This is a genomic window from Okeania sp. SIO2B3, from assembly GCF_010672525.1.
Lineage (GTDB): Bacteria > Cyanobacteriota > Cyanobacteriia > Cyanobacteriales > Microcoleaceae > Okeania.
Map to the genome: position 1 here is coordinate 1 of NZ_JAAHGH010000005.1, position 26,211 is coordinate 26,211.

23 protein-coding genes are annotated in these 26,211 nt (G+C 36.5%); 13 read left to right on the top strand and 10 right to left on the bottom strand.

The features are described 5' to 3' along the window. Positions 1 to 287: 287 nt before the first annotated feature. From F6K15_RS05780 to F6K15_RS05800, 5 genes are all read left to right on the top strand, one after another. Complete coding sequence (locus F6K15_RS05780; protein ID WP_293058247.1) at positions 288 to 782, top strand: DUF427 domain-containing protein; 495 nt, start codon at positions 288 to 290, stop codon at positions 780 to 782. 543 nt (positions 783 to 1,325) lie between these two features. Continuing rightward, positions 1,326 to 2,681: a hypothetical protein gene (locus F6K15_RS05785; RefSeq protein ID WP_293058250.1), complete on the top strand. Its 1,356-nt coding sequence runs from the start codon at positions 1,326 to 1,328 to the stop codon at positions 2,679 to 2,681. Between the two features lie 173 nt (positions 2,682 to 2,854). Continuing rightward, positions 2,855 to 3,040, top strand: coding sequence for a hypothetical protein (locus F6K15_RS05790; RefSeq protein ID WP_293058252.1), 186 nt, complete (start codon positions 2,855 to 2,857; stop codon positions 3,038 to 3,040). Between the two features lie 148 nt (positions 3,041 to 3,188). Beyond that, complete coding sequence (locus F6K15_RS05795; protein ID WP_293058254.1) at positions 3,189 to 3,317, top strand: hypothetical protein; 129 nt, start codon at positions 3,189 to 3,191, stop codon at positions 3,315 to 3,317. 6 nt (positions 3,318 to 3,323) lie between these two features. Then, on the top strand, positions 3,324 to 4,136 hold the full coding sequence (locus tag F6K15_RS05800) for a class I SAM-dependent methyltransferase (RefSeq protein WP_293058256.1): 813 nt from the start codon (positions 3,324 to 3,326) through the stop codon (positions 4,134 to 4,136). Positions 4,137 to 4,594: 458 nt separating this feature from the next. Here F6K15_RS05800 and F6K15_RS05805 read toward each other — a convergent pair whose 3' ends face one another. Further along, entirely contained in the window at positions 4,595 to 5,893 is a 1,299-nt protein-coding gene (locus F6K15_RS05805) for an APC family permease (RefSeq protein WP_293058259.1), read from the bottom strand. A gap of 220 nt (positions 5,894 to 6,113) precedes the next feature. Here F6K15_RS05805 and F6K15_RS05810 point away from each other — a divergent pair, with 220 nt between their 5' ends. Continuing rightward, a complete protein-coding gene (locus tag F6K15_RS05810) occupies positions 6,114 to 6,260 on the top strand; it encodes a hypothetical protein (RefSeq protein ID WP_293058262.1) in 147 nt (48 codons plus the stop codon). Between the two features lie 179 nt (positions 6,261 to 6,439). Here F6K15_RS05810 and F6K15_RS05815 read toward each other — a convergent pair whose 3' ends face one another. Together F6K15_RS05815 and F6K15_RS05820 are read right to left on the bottom strand one after the other, a co-directional pair. Further along, positions 6,440 to 7,426, bottom strand: a complete 987-nt coding sequence (locus F6K15_RS05815; RefSeq protein WP_293058264.1) for a heme o synthase — start codon at positions 7,424 to 7,426, stop codon at positions 6,440 to 6,442. A 309-nt stretch (positions 7,427 to 7,735) separates the two neighbouring features. Further along, positions 7,736 to 8,650: a heme A synthase gene (locus F6K15_RS05820; RefSeq protein ID WP_293058266.1), complete on the bottom strand. Its 915-nt coding sequence runs from the start codon at positions 8,648 to 8,650 to the stop codon at positions 7,736 to 7,738. A gap of 528 nt (positions 8,651 to 9,178) precedes the next feature. Here F6K15_RS05820 and F6K15_RS05825 point away from each other — a divergent pair. The 3 genes from F6K15_RS05825 to F6K15_RS05835 all read left to right on the top strand — a co-directional run bounded on the left by F6K15_RS05825 (position 9,179) and on the right by F6K15_RS05835 (position 12,876). Beyond that, positions 9,179 to 10,198: a cytochrome c oxidase subunit II gene (locus F6K15_RS05825; RefSeq protein WP_293058269.1), complete on the top strand. Its 1,020-nt coding sequence runs from the start codon at positions 9,179 to 9,181 to the stop codon at positions 10,196 to 10,198. 155 nt (positions 10,199 to 10,353) lie between these two features. After that, entirely contained in the window at positions 10,354 to 12,093 is a 1,740-nt protein-coding gene (gene ctaD, locus F6K15_RS05830; RefSeq protein WP_293058272.1) for a cytochrome c oxidase subunit I, read from the top strand. Between the two features lie 147 nt (positions 12,094 to 12,240). Further along, positions 12,241 to 12,876 (top strand): heme-copper oxidase subunit III, encoded by a 636-nt coding sequence (locus F6K15_RS05835; RefSeq protein WP_293058274.1) that lies wholly within the window; start codon positions 12,241 to 12,243, stop codon positions 12,874 to 12,876. A gap of 428 nt (positions 12,877 to 13,304) precedes the next feature. On the opposite strand, the gene F6K15_RS05840 is transcribed toward F6K15_RS05835, so the two are convergent. From F6K15_RS05840 to F6K15_RS05855, 4 genes are all read right to left on the bottom strand, one after another. Continuing rightward, entirely contained in the window at positions 13,305 to 13,937 is a 633-nt protein-coding gene (locus F6K15_RS05840; RefSeq protein ID WP_293058276.1) for a hypothetical protein, read from the bottom strand. A gap of 138 nt (positions 13,938 to 14,075) precedes the next feature. Beyond that, positions 14,076 to 15,404 (bottom strand): sulfite exporter TauE/SafE family protein, encoded by a 1,329-nt coding sequence (locus tag F6K15_RS05845; protein ID WP_293058278.1) that lies wholly within the window; start codon positions 15,402 to 15,404, stop codon positions 14,076 to 14,078. 23 nt (positions 15,405 to 15,427) lie between these two features. Further along, on the bottom strand, positions 15,428 to 15,850 hold the full coding sequence (locus tag F6K15_RS05850; protein ID WP_293058281.1) for a type II toxin-antitoxin system VapC family toxin: 423 nt from the start codon (positions 15,848 to 15,850) through the stop codon (positions 15,428 to 15,430). After that, on the bottom strand, positions 15,847 to 16,098 hold the full coding sequence (locus F6K15_RS05855) for a DUF2281 domain-containing protein (protein WP_293058284.1): 252 nt from the start codon (positions 16,096 to 16,098) through the stop codon (positions 15,847 to 15,849). Before F6K15_RS05855 ends, F6K15_RS05850 begins: the two co-directional genes overlap by 4 nt. A 108-nt stretch (positions 16,099 to 16,206) precedes the next feature. On the opposite strand from F6K15_RS05855, the gene F6K15_RS05860 reads away from it, so the two are divergent. The 3 genes from F6K15_RS05860 (at position 16,207) to F6K15_RS05870 (ending at position 17,565) form a co-directional block, all read left to right on the top strand. Next, entirely contained in the window at positions 16,207 to 16,455 is a 249-nt protein-coding gene (locus F6K15_RS05860) for a helix-turn-helix domain-containing protein (RefSeq protein ID WP_293058288.1), read from the top strand. Further along, positions 16,452 to 16,979, top strand: a complete 528-nt coding sequence (locus F6K15_RS05865; RefSeq protein ID WP_293058291.1) for a restriction endonuclease — start codon at positions 16,452 to 16,454, stop codon at positions 16,977 to 16,979. Before F6K15_RS05860 ends, F6K15_RS05865 begins: the two co-directional genes overlap by 4 nt. A gap of 397 nt (positions 16,980 to 17,376) precedes the next feature. Continuing rightward, the gene (locus tag F6K15_RS05870; RefSeq protein ID WP_293058294.1) at positions 17,377 to 17,565 is read left to right on the top strand and encodes a hypothetical protein; all 189 of its coding nucleotides are present in this window, start codon (positions 17,377 to 17,379) and stop codon (positions 17,563 to 17,565) included. 279 nt (positions 17,566 to 17,844) lie between these two features. On the opposite strand, the gene murD is transcribed toward F6K15_RS05870, so the two are convergent. Both murD and glyS read right to left on the bottom strand, forming a co-directional pair. Then, positions 17,845 to 19,212, bottom strand: a complete 1,368-nt coding sequence (murD, locus tag F6K15_RS05875; RefSeq protein WP_293058297.1) for a UDP-N-acetylmuramoyl-L-alanine--D-glutamate ligase — start codon at positions 19,210 to 19,212, stop codon at positions 17,845 to 17,847. Between the two features lie 648 nt (positions 19,213 to 19,860). After that, positions 19,861 to 22,020: a glycine--tRNA ligase subunit beta gene (glyS, locus tag F6K15_RS05880; protein ID WP_293058300.1), complete on the bottom strand. Its 2,160-nt coding sequence runs from the start codon at positions 22,018 to 22,020 to the stop codon at positions 19,861 to 19,863. Between the two features lie 1,635 nt (positions 22,021 to 23,655). Between glyS and F6K15_RS05885 the strand changes: the two genes are divergently transcribed. Further along, positions 23,656 to 24,342, top strand: coding sequence for an ABC transporter ATP-binding protein (locus F6K15_RS05885; protein ID WP_293059387.1), 687 nt, complete (start codon positions 23,656 to 23,658; stop codon positions 24,340 to 24,342). A gap of 125 nt (positions 24,343 to 24,467) precedes the next feature. Here the strand turns inward: F6K15_RS05885 and F6K15_RS05890 are convergent, their stop codons facing one another. Next, positions 24,468 to 25,511 (bottom strand): hypothetical protein, encoded by a 1,044-nt coding sequence (locus tag F6K15_RS05890; protein ID WP_293058303.1) that lies wholly within the window; start codon positions 25,509 to 25,511, stop codon positions 24,468 to 24,470. Positions 25,512 to 26,211: the final 700 nt, after the last annotated feature.

Consider the following 26,211-nt stretch of genomic DNA (forward strand, 5'->3'; position numbering starts at 1 on the left):
CAACTAATCTAGATAATACTGCCGCAACTTTCTGAGGAGCTACATAGTTACAATCATTTACTAATTCTTGGTCATAGTCTTTAGCCCATGTGCTATAGTTCTCTAGTAATTCTTGATGATTTTGAGAACTATATAGCTTGTTTTGTCGATTTTCTATGCTCATATTTTTTGTTTCAGATAATCATAGACTTTGTTATGCTATTGTGAAAAATCTTATTTCTCAAAGCTAATCAAAAATCTCACTAGAATATAATATAAAATATTTTAATGAAAGTAAATTATTAATTATGAAACCTAATCCAATTCCTCCAAAACCCGGTCAAGAATCAGTTTGGGATTATCCTCGTCCAGCTATTTTGCAAGATACTGATAAACATTTGAAAATAATTTGTAATGATATTGTTTTAGCAGAAACAAATAGAGGTAAAAGAGTATTAGAAACAAGTCATCCTCCTACCTATTATTTTCCCCCCGAAGATATTAAATTAGAACATTTAATCGAAACACCCAAACAACTTTTGTGTGAATGGAAAGGCAGATATCAATATTATGATATTCGCATCGGCGATAGGTATATAAAATATGGCGCTTGGCGATATATTGAACCGACTCCTAATTTTGTCACTATTCAAACATATTATAGTTTTGCGGCTGGTTTAATGGATGCTTGTTATGTTAATGATGAATTAGTTAAGCCTCAAGCTGGAGATTTTTATGGGGGATGGATTACTGCTGATATTGTCGGACCATTTAAAGGCGAACCAGGCACGAGAGGGTGGTAAATAATTAATAATTAATAATTAATTATTAATTATTAATAATTGATAATTGATAATTAGGGTTTGCTGAAAAAGTATTATGGGTGAGGGTAGGAGTCAGGAATCATAATAGCCTAAAATTACAGAAGATTTAGTCGGAACAATTGTCCCTCCATTTTTCCGCTGTTGTCTGCTCAAAATCCTAACTTTGAGATTTAATCAGCAAGCCCTAATTAGAGCTTGCTGATTAAATCTCAAAGCATTGAAACATAAAGGTTTTAGCTTTTTTAGGTACTAATAAAGTACCAACTTTTGGGTATCTCAGGTTGATGCTAGGAGCGCATTTTGAGCAAGATAGGGGCAAAAAACCAAGAGAGGACTACCTACTCTATAACTCCGATTCCTGATGACTTCCCCTCCACCGGAGAGGCCCGCGGGTGGGTTAACTCCTGACTCCTTCCCCCTACTAAAAGACTTTTTCAGCAAGCCCTAATTAGAGATAGTTTTCATTATTCATCATCCATTACCAATTATCCATTATCAATTAATTAAAAGGAGATAGATTCCGTGAAAATAGAAGTAATTAAAGTAGATGATGTGACAATTCACGAACATCATCTAAATATTAGTTATAGTGCCGATAAATTTCAATTCTCGACAAAAATTTTTTATCACGATATATCTTTTTCTTCCCTACAACAAAAATACTCTCAAGAATTTATCGAAAAAATAGCAAGTTATATTGCTTTATTTGAAGGGATGAAATTATGTTCGTTATTTCCAAAATATTACGATATTTCTAGAATAGCTGCACATTTAGAAGAGTCAGTTTTAGAACTTTTTGTCAAAATATACCAAGGGGTTTTTTGTCAGCATTGGTATGAAAATAATGTCACAGATTATCAACAACCAGAATTTATTTATGCACAAAATTTAGGAGAGGCTAATCCTGTATCAATATTAGGAGATAATCGTACTATTCTGACAGGTTGTGGCGGTGGTAAAGATAGTATTGTTACTATGAAAATGTTAGAAGAAGCAAATATTCCTTTTGCCTCCATGCAATATTCTCATGGTGTTTATGGAAAAGCAGATTTACAACATAATTTAATTGCTGGAGTAGTAGCAGAGGTGAATCCAGTTAAAAGTCATAAAATCTCTATTTTTGATGATTTTGTTGACTTTCCTCTTTTTCAATTATATTTCCCAGAAAATTCAGGAATTACTGCTCCAGAAACTCCGGTGTCTGTCTTTGAATCATTATTTTTAATGTTGGATAAAGGATACAATTACTTATGTTTGGCTCACGAAAAAAGTGCTAATACTGGAAATATGTTTTGGGAAGAAATAGGCAGAGAAGTTAACCATCAATGGGGAAAAGGTCTAGAAGCAGAACAACTTTTAGACCAATTTGTTCGGGATAATCTTTTATCTAACTTTAAATACTTTAGTATCCTCCAACCTATTTACGACCTTCGTATTTTTCAAAATTTGAGTAAATATCCTGAAGTTATTCCGAAAATTCATTCCTGTAATATTAAAAAACCTTGGTGTAAAAAATGCCCGAAATGTGCCTATGTTTGGTTAGGATTAATGGCTTTTTGTCAGACAGATATTGTTGATGAAGTTTTTCAGGTAAATTTATTTGATGATGAAGATTTACTGCCAATTTTTCAAGCAATGATAGGTTTATCAACCCATACTCCCTTTGAATGTATTGGTGAAATTGATGAAAGTCGTTTGATGATGAAAAAATGTCTGGAAAAAGGTTTATCTGGTAAAGCATTAGATATCTTTACTGAAGAAGTTTTATCAAATACTAAAATTGACTGGGAAAAAATAGAATATAAATATAATTCTGTGTATGAAAAAGAACACGCTATTCCAGGCTGGTTATTTGAAAAGACTAAGGAAAAATTGTAAATATTAAGAATAAGAATAAGAAAAAACAGGAAAAAATTTTGTAAGCATTCTGCAGGAAATGCTTACAAAATTATTGGTAGTCCTGTATATGTAGTGATAAGTGAATTCTATCATTAATTTATGATAGAATTGTCCTCAATATTAAATGTTTGATTGCAGTTTAGGGGGGAGTGATGACAGTGGAAGTTTGTATTATCGGTTTTGGACACAGCGTAGTCCCTTTGATTCGTGAGTTAGAGCGCACTCAGACCGAGTTTCAAATTATTTCTGATAAAAGCAACAATATTTGGGATGATCTTAGTGAAAGAGAACGCTTAGACTTTGATTTAGTTTCAACTTATGTGACAACATTTTATTAGTTTGATTTCGTGAAGGATTTTGAAAAAGACTATGTCCCTACAGCTAAACAATATTAAATGAACAAGAGATGATTATTGACGTATAGTTGAGTCGATACAAAAATATAAGTCTTCTCAATAATCAAAGCCAGAGGAAAAAAGAGAAAAAATGATGATGAATAATTTAGAAAAATCTGCGATCGCTAACTTGATTTTAGACCCAAAACTCAAGCTTGTCAAACTTAATGAGCAAGAATATATGGAAGGACAAATTGCTGATCGCAGTCAGCAAAATTAACAAGAGATGATACTTGAAGCTACGCTTCAGGCTATAGAAAAACATAAGCCTTCACAAGAAAGTTACACTATTCTTAGTATAGGTTGTGGCAGTGGACTTTTTGAGAAACCTTTTTTTAAAAAGCTGCTTGAGTTGAACAAATCTATTCATTTTGTTGGAGTAGATCCAAACAAAGTAGAATGTATAAAAACAGAAGAATGGTGTCAGGAACTTAGCAAATTTCAACCAGAGAAATTTACATTTAAAATTCATCCGGTTACATTGGAGAAATTTGAATCATCTCCAAGTTTTGACATCATCCTGTTAATTCATTCATTTGACTACTTTTCAGAAATTGAATCCTCTTTTCAGAGAGTTTACAAACTTGTTGGAGAAGAAAGCATGGCAATAATTGCCATAGCTGTAAAAACAAAATTCAACGAACCTTACCACTATGTAAGTCAGCGACTTTATCAAAGGCCACGATTTTTTAGCGAGGATTTATATCAATTATTTTCCGAGCAAAATATTCCTTTTAGTCAAGAAATTATAGAGTTTTCAGTTAATATTACAAAATGTTTTCAGAAAGATTCTCAGTTAGGTAAACATTTACTAGATTTTATAGTTGATGTTAATACAACATATTTTTCTCCTTCCCAATTACAAGTACTGCTGGATTATTTGAGCAGCAATTCGCAAAAATTGGAGGGCGGAGAAATTATGATTCCAAATTCTGCAAGTCTTTATTATTTTCAAAAGAAGAAGGAAGAGGAAATAAAAAATTCGATGGAGGAGTCAGGAGTCAGGAGTCAGGAGTCAGGAGGGAAGAAAGAAGAATAAAGAAGAGGAAAAGGATAAAGTTTTTTTGATCACTAATTATTAGGGTTTGCTTATGGAAAGTCTTTTTGCTGGGGTAGGAGACAGGAGACAGGAGACAGGAGACAGGAGACAACCCACCCCTAACCCCTCCCAGGAGGGGAGAAAAGGCTCGGGAGCGAGGAAGTAGGAGTAAGAATTGTAAGAATGATTTTTCTGCCCAACTATGAGCCTCAAATACTAACTTTTTGAGCATTTTAGACGTGATACAAGGTACTTTTTAAAGGCCCCAAAAAGGCACTTGTCTTTATATGCAAATGCTTTGATATTTAATCAGCAAACCCTAATTATCCGGACATGATATGAGTTATGAACGAGTGGAAAAAGACGAAAATAGGATTAATTCAAGAAATTAATAATTTTCAAGAGATTATCAATTTGGAAGCAGATTTTAATGAGGGAAAATTTAAGCTATTAGTTAATTAATCTATTAATCTATGAATCAAACTATGCCAAATTAAACCAACAAGAATTAACCCTAAACCAACTAACCAAATTTGCTGCTCTACCCAAAAAGCTAAAAACAAACAAGCAGCTAAACCTACCCAACCTAACCACTTAGGGTAAAGTCTTTCTTCTGGAGAAAGTTGGAGAGCAGCAAAATTAGTAATAGCATAATAAATCAGAACATTAAAAGCACTAAAAGACCAAGTAGTTTTCACATCCCCAATTAAAACCAAAAAAGCGATCGCTACTCCCACAACTATCACAGCTATATAAGGAGTAGTTTGCTCACTATTCAATCTAGCAATAACTTTAGGTACATCTCGCCGACGCCCCATTGCCAACAAAACCCTGGACAAACCCAAAATTAAATTTAACAACACTCCCAACATTGCCGTAATAGCACCAACAGCAATTAACTTCGGAATTACAGGAACACCTAAACCTCCTACTCTAGCAATAACTTCTAGAGGAGCAGCTAAACTAACATCTGCTTGAGACAATTTATTAATCACTTCCTGACCAACTACCACCGTAACCAAAGCGATCGATATATATAACAAACAGGTGACGAGCATCGTTAGAGCGATCGCTCTAGGAATAGTACGTCGTGGTTCCTTTACTTCCTCACCCAAAGTTGCAATACGACCGTAACCAGTATAAGCAACAAACATTAAAGCAGTAGCTTGAAGTAAAGATGCTATAGGTTTATCCCCAGGAAAAAAAGGCGTTAAAATTTCCCCAGCAGACGATACTACTTGAGGCACCCCTGCCAAGATAAACACAACCAGAGAAAATAACGTTATCGAAACAATAATAATATTAGTAAAATTAGAACGACGAATTCCACTTAACACAACTATAGTTAATACAACCACAGCAGTTAAAGCAGTCAACACCAACCAAGTTTGATTATTCACACCAAAAGCATTCAGCAAATAACCAGCAAAACCCAAAGCAGCAGTAGCAGCAGAAGCACTTTTCGCCAACAGAAACATCCACCCCGCAATAAAACCCAACCAATGATTCAGATATTTATAACCATATTCATAAGTACCGCCACTCACAGGATGGTTTGCTGCTAACTGAGCGCTATTAAAACCATTGCAGATAGCAACAACAGCACCTATTGCCACCGCAATAATTACCGATAGACCCGTAATACTAGCAGCAATACCAATACTGACAAATACTCCCGTACCCACAATTGAGCCTAAACCCATGAGGGTAGCGCCGAACACACCAATTTCTCGTCGAAGTAGAGGCCGAGAGGTCATTAGATTTTTATCCTTAGTACACTTATCTTTTATAGTGTGATCTGAAACAGGACTTACGCAGAGACTCTACTTATGGTGAGGACGCCATTCGGAGCTTTGCGGTACGCAAATGCCACTCACCCCTACAAATGTTGCTTTGAAAGTCAATTTGCGTAAGTCCGGATGAAATACTAAAATTTTTGCTACAGATACTTAGGCTATTTCAAGGAGTCAGGAGTTAGTGGACCGACACACCTTAAGTGGTGCATTAGGGAGTAGGGGAGTAGGGGAGAAAGATTGCTGTTGGGTTGAGGGACGAAACCAAACCTACAGTTATTGCACCATTTTAGCTGTGGTAGTAGCGTGTCTAGCTTTAGAATGTGGATAAAGCAATTGCCACAGAAGGCAGTAAATTCAATATTATCGGCCTGTGTTTACCTACAATTTTAGTCTAGACGAGCTACTACATTAGGTACTAAATTCTCGATATTTGTCAAACTACAAGTTGTCAAACTAAAAGGCAGGCAAAATGCCTACCTCAAACCAGATTTTATTGTTTAATTACAACTAAGATAACATTGCGATCGCGCTGCTAATAAAGGTTTGCAAATTATCAGCTACAGCAGTAGTAATTCCACGAGTAAAAGGTAAACTGTCAATCACCATAACTAAACATAATAACATCATGTAGTATATGGAATACTTAAACAGCGACCGCGCTACATCTCTATTAGAAGGATCTTTTAATAATAGCCAAGCTTTCTGGAGAAAGACTGCACCTAGCAAAGTTGCTAATACTGCATAAACTGCTCCACTTGCGTGCAATGGATAAACCAACAACAACGTCATCGGAATCAAAATTAGACTATAAACCCAAATCTGTTTAGCTGTTTCCTCATTTCCTTCAATTACAGGTAACATTGGCACACCCACTTCCTTGTATTCATCACGAATATAGATTGCCAAAGCCCAAAAGTGAGGAGGAGTCCAGATAAAGATAATCGCAAATAGTAACCAAGCTGCCCAACTCAATTCTCCTGTCACCGCAGCCCAACCTACTAATGGGGGAATAGCACCAGCAGCACCGCCAATTACAATATTTTGTACGCTATGACGTTTTAACCAGTGGGTGTAAATACCAACATAAAAAACTATTCCAGACATTGCCAACAATGCTGACAGTAAATTAGCAAAGACTGTGAGCAAAGTAAATGATGTAGCTGCTAGAATGAATGCAAAAATTAAAGCATCGCGGGGTTTTACTCTCCCAGAAGGAATAGGACGCCAGCGGGTGCGCTCCATAATATAGTCAATATCGCTGTCGTAGATGCAGTTAATAGCGTTAGCTGCACCAGAAGCTAATGCACCACCTATTAATGTCACGAATAGTAGAAGGGGAGAGACTTCTCCCTTTGCTCCCAACCACATTCCGGCTGCAGTTGTAATTAATAGCAGTAGAATAATTCTAGGTTTTGTTAGTTGATAGTAGCTTTTGACTACTTGTAAAATATTATCATGGCGTCGTGGAAAACTATGAGAAATAACTTCTTGCATGGATTCTAATTTGTTAATTTTCTGTTTAAGCTGGTTATTCTTTCCGTCATCTAATCTATTAAGTTTACGGGCAATATCAAAACGGATATTAGTGACAGTTAATTTTTGATGTTAGCCAGTTTGAAAAATTTAGTCCGGTTGAATAGTTATAATTAGAGCTTCGTAGTAGGGGTTGAGCAATAAGATAGATAGGGCTTTAGCCCTGCTACAAACAAAAACTTTTTTATCGCTCTACAGTATAGCTAACCTTTCTATTTCTAATCTAATAACTCACAAAAGAGGGGTATATTACTGTATCTATCTTAACAATTAAGCCTTTGCAACTTGTCGATCGCGTAAAGCAATAACAGTAAATGCTACTAAAGTTCCTAATAATGCTGCTCCTACCGCTTGGTGAGATACGGTCAATAACTCAATTTGCAGGCGTAACCGGAAGGTCATAACCCCCAAACCAATCTGAGTTAATACTAATAAACCAGACCAGTTTGCTAATTTTCGCAGCAGTGGATGTAAGGCAGAGGTGCGCCACGCTATAACTACCAATGCTAATGTTGCTAAAGTCGGAGGAACAACCCCAGCAATATGACTATTCATTATTTTACAAAGTTCCGCCAATCCAAAACATTGATGCAGCGCCCACTGAGAAGCAACTAACCCACCCAGTAAACTTTGTAAATAAACAAAAATTGCAGCAGTTAATCCTACCCAAGGTAGTTTACCAACATTGCCCGTACCTTTATATGGCATCATTGACAAACTTATAACTAATAGAGTCATAAAGTAAAGCAAAGCAGTACCAAGGTGAGCGGTGACAATATCAAAGCGTAATAATTCTGTGACAGTTAATCCACCCAGTACTCCTTGGAAAACTATTAGTCCCAGAGCAAAAGTCGATGCCCAAGGTAGCCAGGTTGGCAATTCTCGTCTATGCCACCATGATAAACCCATCAGAGCGATCGTGCCAAAGCCGATTAAACTTGCATCTAATCGGTGAAACCACTCTAAAAATACTTGCAGATTCATCTGTGCCATTGGTACTAATTTACCATAACACAACGGCCAGTCAGGACAGGCTAAACCTGCATTCATAACTCTGGTAGCACTACCGATAGCCATCAGTAGTAGGGTAGCTATACATAGTTTCCAAACCAAACCACGAATGCGTTCCCGTGCTGGAGACTGAGAGCAAATAATTGTATTGTTATTTAAAACAGAATTGGCCATAAGATTTTTATTAGCTGTAATCTAAAATCTTGCTAAATTAACAACATACTGAATCTTAAATTCAGAAATAATCATCACATCTGACAATTATTAATGTGTTTAAGTTCTTGTTACTATAAGGGATACTATCTGAAGATTTGTTCTGCTTTAGAAAGTTTTCTGATTTGAATTTTCTTTACAGTTTACTGTTATATGTGTTACTGATTTCCCCAAAAAAATATTTTTAACTTTTTCTTTAATTTCTAATAAATTAATCAATCAAAGTATGCAATTTAAGAGTACATATTTAATTTAACTTTGTTTATACAAACTGTGGGGTAATTTTTGAGTGCAATAGTTAAAATAATATAAACTCTCTGGAGAGAAATCTATGAAAAACTAAGATAATCTATAATTTTGATAAATAGTAACAATTATATCTAGTTTATAAGTAGATGCTTAGTTTAACCTATGTAATTGAGTATGACAAAAAGTCAAAGACTCCTCTACCTAGGCTAGGGGGAGGAAGACTAATTAAAGAGGTAATATATGGAAGAAAAAGAAAAAATACCAGTCTCAGTAATCACCCTAGTAGTTGGTATAATAGTCACCATAATTAGCGTGTGGTTAGGTCAAAATCATGGTCTATTACCAGAGCAAGCATCAGTACAAGCTCCTCTGGTGGACGGTTTTTTTGACATCATGTTTACTATAGCAGCAGCTTTATTTCTAGTGGTAGAAGGAACAATCGTCTTCTGCGCAATTAAATTTCGTAGACGTCAAGGAGACGATGGTGATGGCGCTGCCTTTAGGGAAAATTTACCATTAGAAATATTTTGGACGGCAATTCCATCCATAATTGTGATTGGTCTTGGTATCTACAGTGTAGATGTATATAGACAGATGGGTGGGTTCGATCCAGCAGGAACAAAAGTAGCTCATGTTTCTTCATCCGATCGGCAAACAGTGCAACCAGGAACAGCTCTGGCAGCTCCCCTAATAGCAGATGCTGAAGGAATGGAGTCAGAAGAAGTAGCTACAAAAGAAGTGAGCAAATATGGCTTTGGAGCAGCTCCTGAAGCAGGAGTAAACCCAGCAGATGTAGTTGTTGACATTACAGGAATTCAGTATGGATGGCTGATGACCTATCCCGAAAGTGGTGTTTTAGCAGGGGAACTCCATATTCCTGTCAACAAGGATATACAAATCAATCTTTCTGCTCAAGATGTTATTCATGCTTTCTGGATACCTGCTTTCCGTTTGAAGCAAGATGCAATTCCTGGTAAAGATACCCAACTCCGGTTCGTAGCTACTAAAACTGGAGAATATCCAGTATATTGTGCAGAACTTTGCGGTGCTTACCACGGAGCAATGAGAACACAAGTAATTGTTGAAACTCAAGAAGAGTATGAAGCTTGGATAGAAGAAAATACTTTTGCCGAGCAACCACAGTTGAATCAAGCTGTAGCAGTAAACACTGCTGATTTATCAGAATCGGAGTATCTTAGCCCTTATGCTAATGAAATGGGTATCGATTCCGAAACATTAAATCAAATTCATCCAAACTAGACTAGAACTACTAGCAGCTCATACTTCCCCACAGGAGAATTCAAAAATCCCTATTCTTACAGGGGAAGATTTGGGGAGGAGTCAGCTCCAAAGGTAAAAAAAATGAGTTCAACCTCCCCAACTAACTAATTCGTAATTGTCAAAATAATTTACAGATGACACAAACACAAATTCCTTTAGAAACCAAACCAGAACCGGAAAAAGCACATCCGGAGGCATGGAAATGGTATCACTACTTCGGCTATAACATAGACCACAAGGTAATCGGCATTCAATATCTGGTTACTGCCTTCATCTTTTATCTCGTCGGTGGTCTCATGGCCATGGCTATGCGTGCAGAACTCTACACGCCAGATGCAGACTTTCTCGACCCAAATGTTTACAACTCTTTCCTGACAAATCATGGCACGATTATGATTTTCCTGTGGATCGTGCCTGCTGCCATTGGAGGTTTTGGTAACTATCTGGTCCCCCTAATGGTGGGAGCTAGAGACATGGCATTTCCTAACCTGAATGCGATCGCCTTCTGGCTCAACCCAGTTGCTGGAGCATTCTTAATTGCTAGTTTAGCTTTTGGTGGAGCACAAAGCGGGTGGACAGCTTATCCACCACTCAGCCTTATTACTAATAACATCGGACAAACTTTATGGATTCTCTGTATTGTATTAGTGGGAACTTCCTCCATCATGGGTGCGCTAAACTTTATCGTCACCATCCTCAAAATGAAAGTTCCTAGTATGAAGTGGGAACAACTACCTCTATTCTGCTGGGCAATCTTAGCTACTTCCGTTTTGGCACTATGCTCAACTCCTGTCTTAGCAGCAGGTTTAGTACTGTTATTATTTGATATCAACTTTGGCACCGGCTTCTTTAAACCAGAGATGGGCGGTGATGTGGTCATCTACCAGCACTTATTCTGGTTCTATTCTCACCCCGCAGTTTATCTGATGATTCTGCCAATTTTTGGCATTCTCTCAGAGGTCATTCCCGTTCATGCTCGCAAAGGGATATTTGGTTATAAAGCGATCGCTTACTCCAGTCTTGCTATTTGCCTAGTAGGTTTGTTCGTGTGGGTACACCATATGTTCACCAGTGGAACTCCTCCCTGGATGCGGATGTTCTTCACCATCTCTACTCTAATTGTTGCAGTTCCCACCGGAGTCAAAATTTTTAGTTGGGTAGCTACCCTCTGGGGCGGAAAAATCCGTTATACAAGTGGGATGCTTTTTGCCATTGGTCTATTAGCAATGTTTGTTATGGGTGGACTAAGTGGCGTAACTATGGGAACAGCTCCATTCGACGTTCACGTCCATGACAGTTATTATGTCGTAGCTCACTTCCATTACGTTTTATTTGGTGGTTCAGTGTTTGGTCTGTATGCAGGTATCTATCACTGGTTCCCCAAAATGACAGGTCGGATGTACAACGAAACCTGGGGTCGGATTCATTTTGTTCTGACTTTAATTGGTACTAACCTCACTTTCTTACCCATGCACCAATTGGGTTTACAAGGAATGCCACGTCGTATTGCTATGTATGACCCTCAGTTTGAAGCTATTAACCATATCTGTACTTATGGGTCAATTATTCTAGGTTTGTCTGTAATTCCATTCTTCATCAACATGGTTTGGAGTTGGATGTATGGACCAAAAGCTGATGATAATCCTTGGGGTGGTTTATCCTTGGAGTGGACAACTAGCTCACCTCCGATCATTGAAAACTGGGAAGTGTTGCCAGTAGTTACTTATGGTCCTTATGATTTTGGCTCTAAGAAGACTCTTGGTATTCGAGAGCGCTTCAAGCTAATTTCAAAAGGAAGTTTCAAGACGAAGGAAACAGGCGTGCCTTTATCTGAAGCTCAGTCTTCATCTTTTGATGATGATTCTCAGAACTAATTTTCCAGAGAACAATTAGAATGGTATCTAGTTTGTTCTGTATGTAGAAATTCAGTAGTTAGAGTAGTTAGTGGTTGTATAGACTGCTAACTACTTTAGATATCAACTTTCAGAAATTATTTTTGTTTATTTTAGGTACAGGAAATTATGCAAGGTTCAACAATTGATACAACTAATAATTTAGTTGATACTTCTGTCCAATCTGGGTCAGTAGAAGCAGGCCATCACGAAGAACATCAGGATTTACGAGTTTTTGGATTAATCACATTTCTTGCTTCCGAGTCTTTAATGTTTGGAGGACTATTTGCTGCTTATTTAATTTACCGAGCAAATGCCGGGGTTTGGCCTCCTGAAGAAACAGAGGTAGAGTTGTTATTGCCAACCATAAACACTATTATTCTGGTTTCTAGTAGTTTTGTGATTCACAAAGGCGATACTGCAATTAAAAAGAACAATCTCTCAGGAATGCGTCTATGGTATATAGTTACGGCAATCATGGGTATTATCTTTTTGGGTGGTCAGGTTTATGAGTACATGACTCTAGGTTATGGTCTGACTACTAATGTGTTTTCCAATTGTTTTTATGTAATGACTGGTTTCCACGGTCTGCACGTTTTTGTTGGCGTGCTACTTATCCTGGGTGTCTTGTGGCGTTCTCGTCGTGCTGGTCATTACAATGAAGGCAAACACGTTGGTATTGAAATGGCAGAAATATATTGGCACTTTGTTGATATTATCTGGATTGTTTTATTCACTTTGCTTTACATTTTGACTCAGATTTAATTTGTACGCAAAGGCATTTATATATGTTCAAAATCAAGATGTTAGGACATTGGTAAATCTTCAAACTCAGTCAGGAATTACTTCTGTACGGGCGTTTTGCTAGGGCACAACTACGTTAACGCTCCGCGACATATAAAGCGGAGCTTTGCGGAACGCAAACTGCCGAAAGCTTGCACATAACTATCGTTAATGCTCCTACTGACTTCTGATATCATGTCCGGATAATTAGTGATAAAAAACTTTCTCCTTCTTCTCCTGTTCTTCTTCTTCCTTTCCTCCTGACTCCTGACTTCCCCTCCCCTCCTGGGAGGGGTTAGGGGTGGGTTGGGAGGGGAAGGGGCGAGGGGTGGGTTGACTCCTGAGGACTCCGTCGTTATTTATTTATAACTGTTCAACCGGACATGATATGACTTGCACGTAGCGCTATATCACCCACTAGTAACTGTCACGGAATAATTAAATTTAAAAGGCTGAAAACTTTTTCCATCTTTGGCACTCCCAATAATTTCTAAATCATAAACACCAGCTTTTGGAAAAGTAATTTCTGCCCCTGGTATCTCTTGATATTGTTCAGTATCAATACCTTTTAATTCTGGATTCATTATCGGTTTACTTTCAGCATTACGAGGTTGAGAATAAACATTTAATTGACAATCACATTCACTAAAAGGAAGACTTTTTCCGCCCTTACGAGTAAGAGCAAACCAAGCTAAAGAAGGTTTGCCTACCTTGGGATTATGATTAGGAGTAATGTGAAAAGTACAAGCCACATCTTCAGAAACTTCGACATTATGAGCTTGAAATTTGAAAAATGAATGAACTGGTTTGGTCAGTTTTTGAGACTCTAGAATAGACTCTTTATTTTTTACATAAGCCAACTGGAAGTAATTTATTTTTTGACTGTCTGTAGATAAAAATATCGGCTCTAAATCATCTTTTTTTTGATGATTATCAATTAATTCTGACGAAAAATTATTGTTAAGTTTGGTAGTTTCTCCACCAAAAGAAGAAATCAAAATTAGCAAAGAAACATTCAGACTAATTTTTAATAAAAAAAACATTTTTTTACCTCCTCCTAAGTTTATTATCAAATAGTATTATTGGCTATATTTAGGTAAGCATTTCCTACAGAACCCTGCGCAAACATAATTTTGAATTATTCTTCTAAGATAATAAGTTGATAGCTAATAGCTAAATGCTTACGAATTATGCACCTGCTTTTTAATTTTAACTTGTTCCAGTGGTGGTACATAATATTTGCCTATAGAAAATAAAGACCAAAACTGATATGAACGTATAATCAAAACAACTAATATTGTCACACCCAAAAAAACAGCACGCAACTGATTTCCTAAACTCCATTCCAACGCACCCAAATAGTGGGAACCCACCGCCACCACATGAACTCCACATAACAAAAATGCCGGAACACTCAACAAATGCAACCTTCGCCACCACTTACCTAAATATTTCACCGCCCCATCAAAACTCGTCAGCGCTAACGGTAACATTAACCCCAAACCAAAAATACCTGCCCATATTCCTATCTGATGCAGAGGCAACATAAACGATACTGCCTGCATATTCCAATTTAAACTGTGGTCTAACATTTTTCCTGTATGCGCCACTGACAAAACAAATGCTCCCATTCCTATTGCTCGTCGATAACGTAGAGGTTGACTCCAAAACCGACTTAGGGGTCGCGCTACCAAGGCTAACATTAAACATAATATTGCAGCAGAACCACTGTAGTCAACCATCTCACCATTGCGCATGACTACCATGATGCCAGTAAAAATACTCACCCATCCTGCCATTTGAAATAGTTGACTACGTTTGTCTGCACTCAAAAAAGATGTCAACATTCCTACGCCTAACATTGAGGGTAATGTTCCCAACCCAAACGCCAACATAGTTGCTCCACCTAACCAGATATTGCTAGTTTCTGCCGCTTTAATTTGAGCAGCATAGAGAAAACCACATGGCATCAAACCCCAAACTAAGCCTAGGAAAGCAGGAGTCCACCATTTGTTTTCCATGGAGAGGTGAACCATGACTGTACTGAGGCGGTTATGTAGGTTATTTTTTTTCAAAGGATGGAATATTGGTAGTTTGGGTAATAGTTGTGGTTGCACTTTTGCCAGACCAAACCAAATTAGCATTAATCCTGTGAGTATTGCTAACCACCGTCGCAAGTCACTGTCGATGCCAGCTAAATGACCACTTGCTACTAATACTGAACCTAATGCACCAATACCAGCGCCAGTTAAGGTGTAGCTACAGAGGCGGCCGAGGTTAAGCAGGGTATGAAATTTAAATTGATGCCATTTGTTAGGAGAAGTTGAGGATAGAACATCCGTTCCGCTTCGCGACCGGACATCGGTTCCGTTCTGCGATAGAACATCCGTTCCGCTCCGCGAACGCGTAGAAAGAGAGAAAGTTGCAGTCAATGGTCCGCACATTCCGACGCAGTGACCGAAACTGCCAAGAAATCCTAAAGTTGTTAATAGTAATAGGTCTAATAGCACGTTTTTATAAATCAATAAAATACTTATAACTCATCAGGAATAATTACATCAATTACTTCTGTTTGATTTTTCCGGTAAATGCGAAAATCACTATCTAAAGTTAACAAACTACTGCCAGGAATTAATTCACTCATTCGTACTAAACAAGCATCTGCAAAAGACATAGGAACAGATTTGTATTTTTTCATCAAGTTTCCCACTGCCTCTACTTCTTCGGTTAAGGCAAATGAAATTTGGATAACGCCCGCTTTTACTAAAGAAATTACCGCGTCCTCTCCGCCATAGGTATTTTGTAGCAAAAAACAGGTTTCAGAAATCACAGCTTCACAGGTATACAATGGCAAACTAATGGTTTTCCACATCTCTGTTGTCCAATTATGAAAGCGATCGCCTTTATCTATCAAGGCAACTAATGGACTTGTGTCTAAAATTACGTTTAATTTCATTTAGCTGAAGGTCTCTCAAGGTACTTTTTATTATAGGATAAATCCCCAATGCCACTATCAACACAACCAACCCATTGTTTAGCAGCTTCATAAGCAGATATCGGTTTTTTTTCAGGGGGAGGAGTTTCTATATTTTGGTTTTTACTATGCAAAAATTCAATAAAATCTAAAACTTCTTGCTGTTGTTGAGGAGTTAATTTTTTCACGTTTTCTAAAATTATTTGTTCGTAACTAATTGCTTGAGTCATTTGTTTATTTTTCTCTTAAATTGAACGATTTTTTTTACATCTTAACAGATTTTTGATGTGACACATAGTCCGTAGACTGATAATCCACAAATTATCAAAATCTAAGGTATGGATAAATCAAAAAGTCAGATTCTGACTGCCCTTGGTCGTTTGATTAAACAACGCCGGATTAAATTGGGAATTTCTCAAGAAGAGCTTGGATTTAGATCTAACTTAGATCGTACCTATATATCTGGACTAGAACGTGGTGTGAGAAATCCTTCTCTAACTGCTCTTGTTAATTTAGCTGGCGGAATGGGTATTAGCGTATCAGAACTTCTTGATAATTTAGAGGCAGAAGCTAATAATATAGAGTGAGCAATCAAGACTTAGTAGAAAAGTTAAAATCTACATTTAGAAAAAACTCAACTCAATTAAAAGTATTTAATCTTTTATCAGATAGAGAATGGCATTGTCGTAGTTGTGAAGGTAAAAACGTAGCATCAGAACAATATGCAGGTGGAGGTGGTATTCAAGGATTACAAAGAGGCACAAAAATTCGTCCTGGTTTAGAAATTAACACGGAAAGAAAGTTCTGCAATACTTGTCAAAAACAAACAACATGGGATTGTTGGACAGGAAAAATCAAAGCAGCAAATGCTCCTGCTAATATTCCCTCAGAATTAGTCGAAAAAATATTATCTGTCTATTCGTATGTAGATGTGATTGAACAAAGACAACGACCGCGACATGAAATTATTATTGACCATCGCTTTCCAATGGAAAGATGGGGAAATGTTGAAGAAACTCATAACTTAAATATGAGTGAAACTGAGATTAAACAGAAATTTCAATTGCTTAAAAAAGATAGTGGAGGTAATCTTAACGAAGTCAGAAGTTAGAAGTCAGAAGTCAGAAGTTAGAAGTTATTTTTGTAACGGGGATGCGTGAGCAACTCTCCAAAAATATTGCGCCTTAAAAGGCGGGGTTGCGCGACCCTTATGATTTTGATAATCTTTTAAAATCAAGAAGCTGTGAATTTTGTATCAAAACTGGTAAAAGGGGTACACCATTAGGCATTAAATTCTGGTATCAAGGTCATTTAAGTTATCAGTTATCAGTTATCAGTACCTCTGCAATAGGGAGGCAAGAAAATACGGAATTATACCATTTTGAAAAAAGAATGTTACAAATAAACTGGCTAGTAAATAACTAATAATCCACCTAAAACCTAAAACTTAGCACCTAGTACCTACCACCTACCACCTAGAAAATTATTTGTAGCAAACATTTATCAAATTGGTATTATATTTTTTTTATCCCCTTAAAAGGGGAGGCGCATACCCACAATTTCTCGGTAATGAAAATTGGCCTCGTAATATACCTCAAGTTGGAAAAGATGCTGAGACTGGGTGTATTGGATGTGGTTGGTATAATTTTGAGATTTGGCGAAATACTCTTAATCAAAAACTAACTGAGTTTAAATAAAATAATTAACTATTATTTACTTTGATTTTCTAGGGCAATTTTATTTAAAAAAGGAATCAATGCATAACCTATACATTCTGCTAAACGAGGAGGTACAGCTTTTTTTGTGCTTAATTAAATGTTAAAATATCCCTCTCTCACCGAATAATTAAAGTGGAAGTCTCTGAGTTAAAGAAAAAATAAATCTAACAAATTATTTTAGTCAATCCTTTTCTTTTAAGAATAGGTAATTATTAATTTTTAAAACCCTAAACCTAACACCCACAATTTTCGTTTTTCTTATCTCTTTCTTCTTCCTTCACTAATAAGTTTTAAACACAACTCCCGAAAATGTTCTCCTCGTTGTTCAAAATTTGGATATTGGTCGAAACTTGCACAAGCAGGAGACAATAATACAACTTTTGCATCATATTTTTTTGCCAATGCTGCACCTCTAATTACTGCTCGCTCCATTCCTCCTACTATTTCATAATTATGAAAATTAATTTTTTGTAGTCTCTTGGCAAAAGTCTCAGCGGCATCACCAATTAATAAAACAGCAGCAACTTTTTCCTTAATTCGTCGCAACCAGTCGTTATCATTACCCTGTTTAGCTTCACCACCAGCAATTAATAACACAGGTCCTGGTACAGCACTTAAACCAACTGCTGCTGCATCATAATTTGTTGCTTTACTATCATTGACAAAATCTACTCCATTCCAAGTGCAAATATATTCTAAGCGATGAGGTACGCCAGGAAATGTTTTCACTGCTTCAGCGATCGCCTCTTTTTCTATTCCTGCCAATTTTGCTACTCCCACTGCCATCAATAAATTTTGTTGATTATGATTTCCCAACATTCGCAGGGACTCCACAGAAACTATTTTTTCCCCTAACGCTACTACCCACCCATCCTCAATGTAAATTCCTTTGGCAGTATCTCCCATTAAGTTAGTTTTACCTTTGATACTTGTCCAGTGAGCATTATGTCCAAGGTTAATTGCATTTTGACGTATATACGAGTCGTCACTATTGAAAACTTGTATTTGAGAGCGATTTAATAAAGATGCTTTAATATTAAAATAATTTTCGATTGTATGGTGGCGACTCAGATGATCGGGGGTCAAAGTAGTCCAAACACCAATTTGAGGTCCAAGGGTACTAGATGATTCTATTTGATAGCTACTAATTTCTGCAATTACCCAATCTGGCGAAGTTTCTGATAAAGCTAATTCGCAAGCAGCATAGCCAATGTTACCACAGGCAGGAGCGTTTAATCCTGCGGTATGAAAAATTGCAGCAACTAAAGCAGTGGTAGTAGTTTTGCCATTAGTACCAGTTATCCCTACCCAAGGAGAAGACTTGAGATATCGCCATGCTAATTCCATTTCTCCAATAGTTTCAATTCCACTTTCTCTGGCACGTTGGAGTGGGGGTATATCCCAAGGTACACCGGGACTAACAACGACTAAATCTAAAGATGTTTCCGGTTCAAATGAATAACCTAACTTAACAGTAATACCTTCTTGAGTTAATTTTTGTTGCTGTTGTTCAAGAGAGTCGGATGTGTTGCGATCGCTCAGTTCCACTTCCCAACCATTTTTCTTTAGCAGTCGCGCAGCAGCAACACCTGATTTTCCTAGACCAATAATATGAGTTTTTGGCATAATAAATATTTTTTGGTAGATATTTTGGTAAATTTACAAATTACCAAATGATAGTCATTTGGATTTTACAGCAGAGTGTGCTAAAAAGCTTTTGTCGGGATGGCTTTTTTCAGCATTAAAAACTGACAATTTTAACTTTCAGAACTTCAACAAAAGCACTATTTATAGGGGCAACTATAGAGGTATTTCCTGATCAAAAAACTCAAAATAATTGTCCCAAATTATCACTTAATTAGCAGTAGTGGATTGTTTCACCTAAAATAGTGCATTAGCTTTTTTCGTCACCCCATCCCCCCATCACCCCATTTTCTAATGCAACATTTAAGATGAAACAGTCCAGTAGGGTGCGTTAATGAAATGTAACGCACCGAATTAGTATTTCCTTAAGTAATATTACTAGACCTACATATCTAACATAGTGTCGTGCGACGGATTGTTAAATACTTTTGATAGCATATATTTTAGCCGTAATAGCACACTCTACAATTATGAACTATAGGTCTAGGAATAATTCACCTACTGTCACAAAAAATTCTATCCGTGCGCCCCTAGTGCAGGATGGCAGAAATAACTAACCAGTTACAAAATCCTAAAAGCCTTACTAATCAATACTTTTGATTTTTGATTTTTGACTTCCGCGTAGCGCCCCTAACTTTTAACTATTTCTCCAAAATCTGCCAATACTCGTGCATTATTACGGAGTAAGCCTAATAAATTTAATCGATTCTGTTTAATTTTCGGGTCTGGGTCCATTACTAAAACACTTTCCGGCCCATCAAAGAAATTACTTACAGTTGGGGCAATTTTTGCCAAACCATCTACTAATTGTTGATAATTTCTGGTTTTTTGAGATATTTTTGTTTGGGGAACTAAGTCAACTAAAGCATTATAAAATGCTAATTCTGATTGACTTTTAAATAAGTTTAAATCCACATTTTTTTCAGGTGCAAGTTGTATTTTATCCAACTCACCTTGAGCAGCTAAACGAGTTGAACGGTTTACGGTTTCATAGATTTGGTCAAGCAGACCATTTTGCCGAATATTTTGCAAGAAAATTGCACGGTTCCGTACATCTAATAAATCTTTTAATGCTCGTTCGGTATATTCAGAATCATTATTTCCTAACACCGCATTTACCAAATCATAATCAATATTTTTTTCCTCTTGTAAAATTGTTTTAATTCGCTGCAAAAAGAAGTCATATAATTGTGGCAATAACTCTGATTCTGCTTCTGGATAAAATTTCGTAAAATCTACAGCAATTTTTTCTAATAACTGATGTAAATTTATCGACAAATCTGCTGACCAAGTAATATTAACCACCGCATTTGCTGCCCGACGTAAAGCGAAAGGGTCGGAGGAACCTGTGGGTAACATTCCTAGTCCAAAAATACTTACCAAAGTATCAAGTTTATCTGCCAAACTCACAACTTGACCGCTAATACTTTCCGGTAAAATATCTCCAGCACCTCTAGGCAAATAATGTTCAAAAATTGCCATTGCTACAGCTTCATTTTCCCCACAAGCACGAGCATATTTTTCTCCCATTATTCCCTGGAGTTCAGGAAATTCATAAACCATTTGAGTTACTAAGTCAGCTTTGCAAAGTAGGGCTGCTCTTTCTATATTTTTGCTTTCTTCTTGACTTACTTTTAACTGTTCAGCTATTAACTTAGCTATATTAACAATGCGTTCTACTTTTTTCCGCACCGAACCTAATTTAGCTTGGAATGTTACAGCTTCCAATTCAGGTAAATAACTTTCTAATGGTTGAGCTAAATCTGCCTTATAGAAAAATTGTCCGTCAGCTAATCTAGCTCTAATTACTCGTTCGTTTCCTTTAGCAATAATCTCTGACTTTTCCGGGTCGCCATTAGAAATAGTAATAAAATATGGCAGTAATTCAACTTTGGATTTAGCAGTTTTTGTTGACTTCAAAACAGGAAAGTAACGTTGATGTGTAACCATAACCGTTGTTGTTACTTCCGAGGGCAAAATTAAAAACTCTTCATCAATTTTACCAACTACTGCTGTCGGCCATTCCACTAAATTTGTAACTTCTGCTAATAATTCGGTCGAAACTTCTGCTGTCCCTTTAACTTTTTTTGCTACAGTTTGTATTTGTTGTTCAATTTGACTCTTTCTTTGTTGAAAATCTACTTCTATATAAGCTTTTTTCAAGACTTCTACATAATCTTTTGCCCGGTCAATTTCTATAGATTCAGGATGTAAAACTCGATGTCCGTATGATATACGACCAGAGGTAATTATCTCAGAGCCATTTTCTAAATTTATCGGCAATATTTCCCCATCTAATAATGTTACTAACCATCGAATAGGACGAGGAAATTTAATATCTCCATCTGCCCAACGCATGAATCTTTTACCTTCAAGTTTACTAATCCATTCAGGTACTAATTTGATGATAATTTCTGCTGTTTTTTTACCCTGAATTTTTTTATTGACGAAGACAAAATCACCTTTTTCAGTTGGGCGTATTTCTAGGTCTTTTAGTTCTATTTCTTGTTTTTTAGCAAAGCCTTCTGCTGCCTTTGTAGGTTTACCATCTTTAAAAGCTGCTTTTGCCGGAGGACCTTTAATTTCTTCTTCTCGGTCTGGTTGTTGAGTAGGTAAATTGTTGATAATAACAGCTAAACGTCTGGGTGTGGCATATATTTTAATCCCATCATTTGTTAAGTATACCTCACTCAAAGCGGTAGGGATAAGTTTTTCCCACTGTGATATAGCTTCAGAGACAAAAGTTGCGGGTAATTCTTCTGTACCAATTTCTAATAAAAATGTCGGCATAGCAAAATATTGAAAGATTTGGATATTATCAGTTAATTACAACAGTTTACCTAAAAATTGGGTTTAAAGCTTTCCCCCTCTAATACCATCTCTCAAAAACTTTTCTACATTTTCTTGAGTAGGGGAGTAGGGGAGTTAGCGGAGCTTTGCGGAACGCAAACGGCTGTTTGCTTGCGCATAACGATCATTAATATCATGTCCGGTTGAACAGTTATAAATAACGACACGACTGAGTTCTCAGGAGTCAACCCACCCGCGCGCCCCTCCCAAGAGGGGAGGGGAACGACCAAGTCAGGAGAAAAGAAACAAGAAAGAAGAAGGAAGAGGAGAAGAAGGAGAAAGTTTTTTTATCACTAATTATCCGGACATGATATAACACCCGTACAGAGAAGTAAACATAAGAATAATTAACATTAACTGGAGTGCTTAATTATCACCATGCGTCTGTGTTAATTAGTTAATAATTGAAGTGTCACTTAAGTTAAGCATTCTTTTTTCACGCTTGGTATAACACCAAATATCACACATCAAATTTAATTAATATCTGCTATTGTTTATACCATAATTAATATTCTACTATAAGTTCGCAAATATGTTACATTGAGTTTAGTTAAGCTAATAATAAATAACTTATTAATCCAGCATATTCCTCTGGTAAAAATCAAAATTAAATCTTGTTTCTTTCTAAATATTTATCTTTCCGATCTTCCATTACTTATTCAGCGACTGTGGTAAGAGATTGAACTATTTTGTGTCTTAAGAGACAGACTTCTAACTTTAACTTGACTCATCAATATTCATAACTCATATTTTTGAAGCCAAACACGGAACAATCCGAAATTGAATCAGGCAAACATGAAGAAGATACTCAAAGACTCAAATATGTAGCTTCTACCTATTTAAAGAGTTTATTCTAATTCAATTCTCAGCAAATATTATCTACTCATTTAATTTTATCTCTTACTTTAGGGCTTATTAGGCTAAAATAAAATTTTATGACACTATCACTATATAGAGTTTCTCTTCAGGTGAAAGGCCATGATATTTGAATTACTCACTCAGATGTAACTTAAATTTTCCGATCATAAATGTTGAAAAAGGACTCCCATTATAATCGCACTTATTTAACGTTGAGACAGGGCGTATAAACTGCGCGGGAAACCGAGACAGATAGCCCATTATAATTTCAAATAGAAAAATAATTGAGCAATACGCGCGCGCATTTTTGGCGTTATAATCATATCAATAGCCGTGTGCCCCACGGCAAAAGAAAAAGCTTGTGGAGATGGTCTGACGGGGGTGCAACTCAGTTTATTTGATTTGTTATCTAGTTAAGAATCTGTGAAACAAGAATCTCCCGTTATAATCACGATATTTAACGGTGAGAGTGTCAAAGAGATTCAATTATAATTATGTCCAAAGCCAAAAATTGGGTAACCTAAAGACATTCGTAATAATAATGCTTGCATAAGCAAAAATTACCAGAGGTATATTCCTCTACCCCCGAAATACTCTAGCTTACTATAAAGTCACACTATGACCACTTTCAATATGTACATGGCTGCCGCAACCAAAACTAAAAGCACTGATGTCTGCACTTATAGAGAGATTGCTAAATTGAACACATCAGCAATTATGGCTTGTGGGTTGACAATGACCTACCAATCTGGAAAACAGTCATACCAGGTACTGAAGAATATTGACTTGACAGTAAACAAAGGTGATGTCCAGTTATTGATGGGACCATCTGGTTCTGGTAAAACTACTTTACTGTCAATCTTAGCAGGATTGTTAACACCTACATCTGGTAGAGTCTGTATACTGGGACAAGAAATTACGAAAATGTCCAGAAGCCAACTAGCCAAGTTTAGACTTAAGAATATCGGCTTTATTTTTCAGGGGTTTAACTTGTTCCCTGCATTGACGGCGAGAGAAAATATAGAAGTGGCTCTTAATATGAAGGGTATCAAGGGTAAGGCCGCAAAACATGAAGCTCAGGTACTTTTAGAGCAAGTAGGACTAGCGCCCCAGGCCAAGTTACATCCAAGAGATTTGTCTGGTGGCCAAAAACAAAGAGTGGCGATCGCCCGCGCACTATGTGGCAGTCCTAGAGTTATTATGGCCGATGAACCAACAGCAGCATTAGATTCCCACAGTGGTCATACAGTTATTGAGTTACTGCGTCGTCTTGCTAAAGAAGGTGGTTGTACAGTATTAATGGTAACTCACGATCCTAGAATAGTAAGTTCTGCTGATAGAGTAGTTTATCTTGAAGATGGGGTTGTGCAGGAAAACAAACAACTATCAGATAATATTTTGTAATTTTAGTAATATGTTTACATCTAAAATTTTTGTAACTTCCCAGATATTAATCTAAGTCTGGGAATTTATTTTTTTTTGTTTACCTTTCTTTTTCTTTGTTTTTATTGGCTACTTCTGTATTGTTTTTATTTAATTGTAAAATTTGTTCCTCGATAACACCCTTGAAAAGAAGTTAAATTAGTATTAGTAAATTGCTCAAGCTTAGTTACTAATGAAGCAGTACTAGGATGATGGTGAAATTTATCCCATTGATAAGCAAATTTACCAAGATAACGACCTGTCCCTTGATAACTAAACTCTTCTATAGGTATCTCAGAAATACCGGAAATTTCTTGGTCATGGTACCCATTAATAATTACTTTCTCTAATTTAACTTCTTTAGCCAAACTAACATTCCAATTTACAGGTTCGTAGGAAGAGAGAACTAAAATTACAGGTTTATTTTTTCGTTCTATTTTGACATTAATAGTGCCTGTAGGATGATATCCACCACGATGATCTGAGCGTGCTTCATAGACACCTACTAGGTGTAACTCCTTCTCTCCATTAGAGGTATTAAAAAAAGATGAAAAATCATTACTACCTCCAACACCACAAGCAACGCTATTAACTACTGTTGTAGAAACTTTATTTTGATTAGCTTGCGGTTGAAATCTTGACCTCATTAATAACCAGCTACCAAAAGTAATACTAGCTATTAAAACACTGGCAGTTATAACAATTAAAGATTTAATATTTTGGTCAAATAAATTTATTCTCAGTCGTGTCTTTGGAGAATAATTAAAATTTTGACTAAAGTCAGAAACTATATCTACTTTTTCATCTAGACAAGCTAATAAATTTAAACTTTCTGGTTGTTCTAACATAGTAGAAACAATTTTTGCTGTTCCTATATATAGATTTCTATTTTTTCTATCTAAAATTAACCAATATTTATCAGTTTCATTTAACTGATAATCTTTTACTTCAGAATTTACCAGAGGATGCTGAATAAAAATTTGCCAAGCAACACTAATACCAGCACCGATATTTTTACCGTCACTATACATAACTTGGTCAATTTCTGGTTCCCAGTGAAAAGCTACCCAGGGATGGTTAGAGTCATATCCTAATGACTTTTCTAACTGTGGGTGGGCTGTAAAATTTAAGAGTTTCACTAGATTAGACATACATCAGTTTCCAACTTGATGAACTAAAGTTCTTATTTATTTTGGTTGAGGGAGTAGGGAGTAGGAGAATAATTTAGCCACTTTAGTCTATATATTCGATAAAACCTTTCTATTGGCCCACGCTCTTTCCCCATGAGCTTGTCTTGCCATTTTAGGACGTTCTGGGCTGGCTGGCATCATCGATGTCCATTACCTTTGATTATTGATGATTTTCCAGAACTGACAGAAGAAGATATTAGAGGTAAAGTTTCTCTAAATTTTGGGCAAAAAAAATAAATCATAAATTTACTTCTCTAAGCGTCTAATTAATGGAACCAAAAAAATAAAAGGAGAAATACAATGCCAATACAGCATTTTATTGGAAGCCCAAATTACCGTGGGGCAATGCCTTGGAAAACACTCCTCTTCGTAAGAAGAGGGCGACAAAACTTTTTTTCAACAAGGAAAGGAGAAGGCGGTTCAAATTTTGCCAGTAGCAAACGCCTTCCCTGAATTTTCTCAATTAAAACAGACTAATATTTAATTTACCGAAAAATTGGGTTTAAAGCCTCCCCCTAAAAGGGGGACTTTATGTTATTATGGAAACAGCGGAAAGGTATTCAACCGCTCTAAAAACCTATAGCTACTTAACTGTAGCGTTTGCACCTTGAAAAGTAGAGTTATGGAGTTTTGTACATTAATGCTTGTACATAGAAAAACT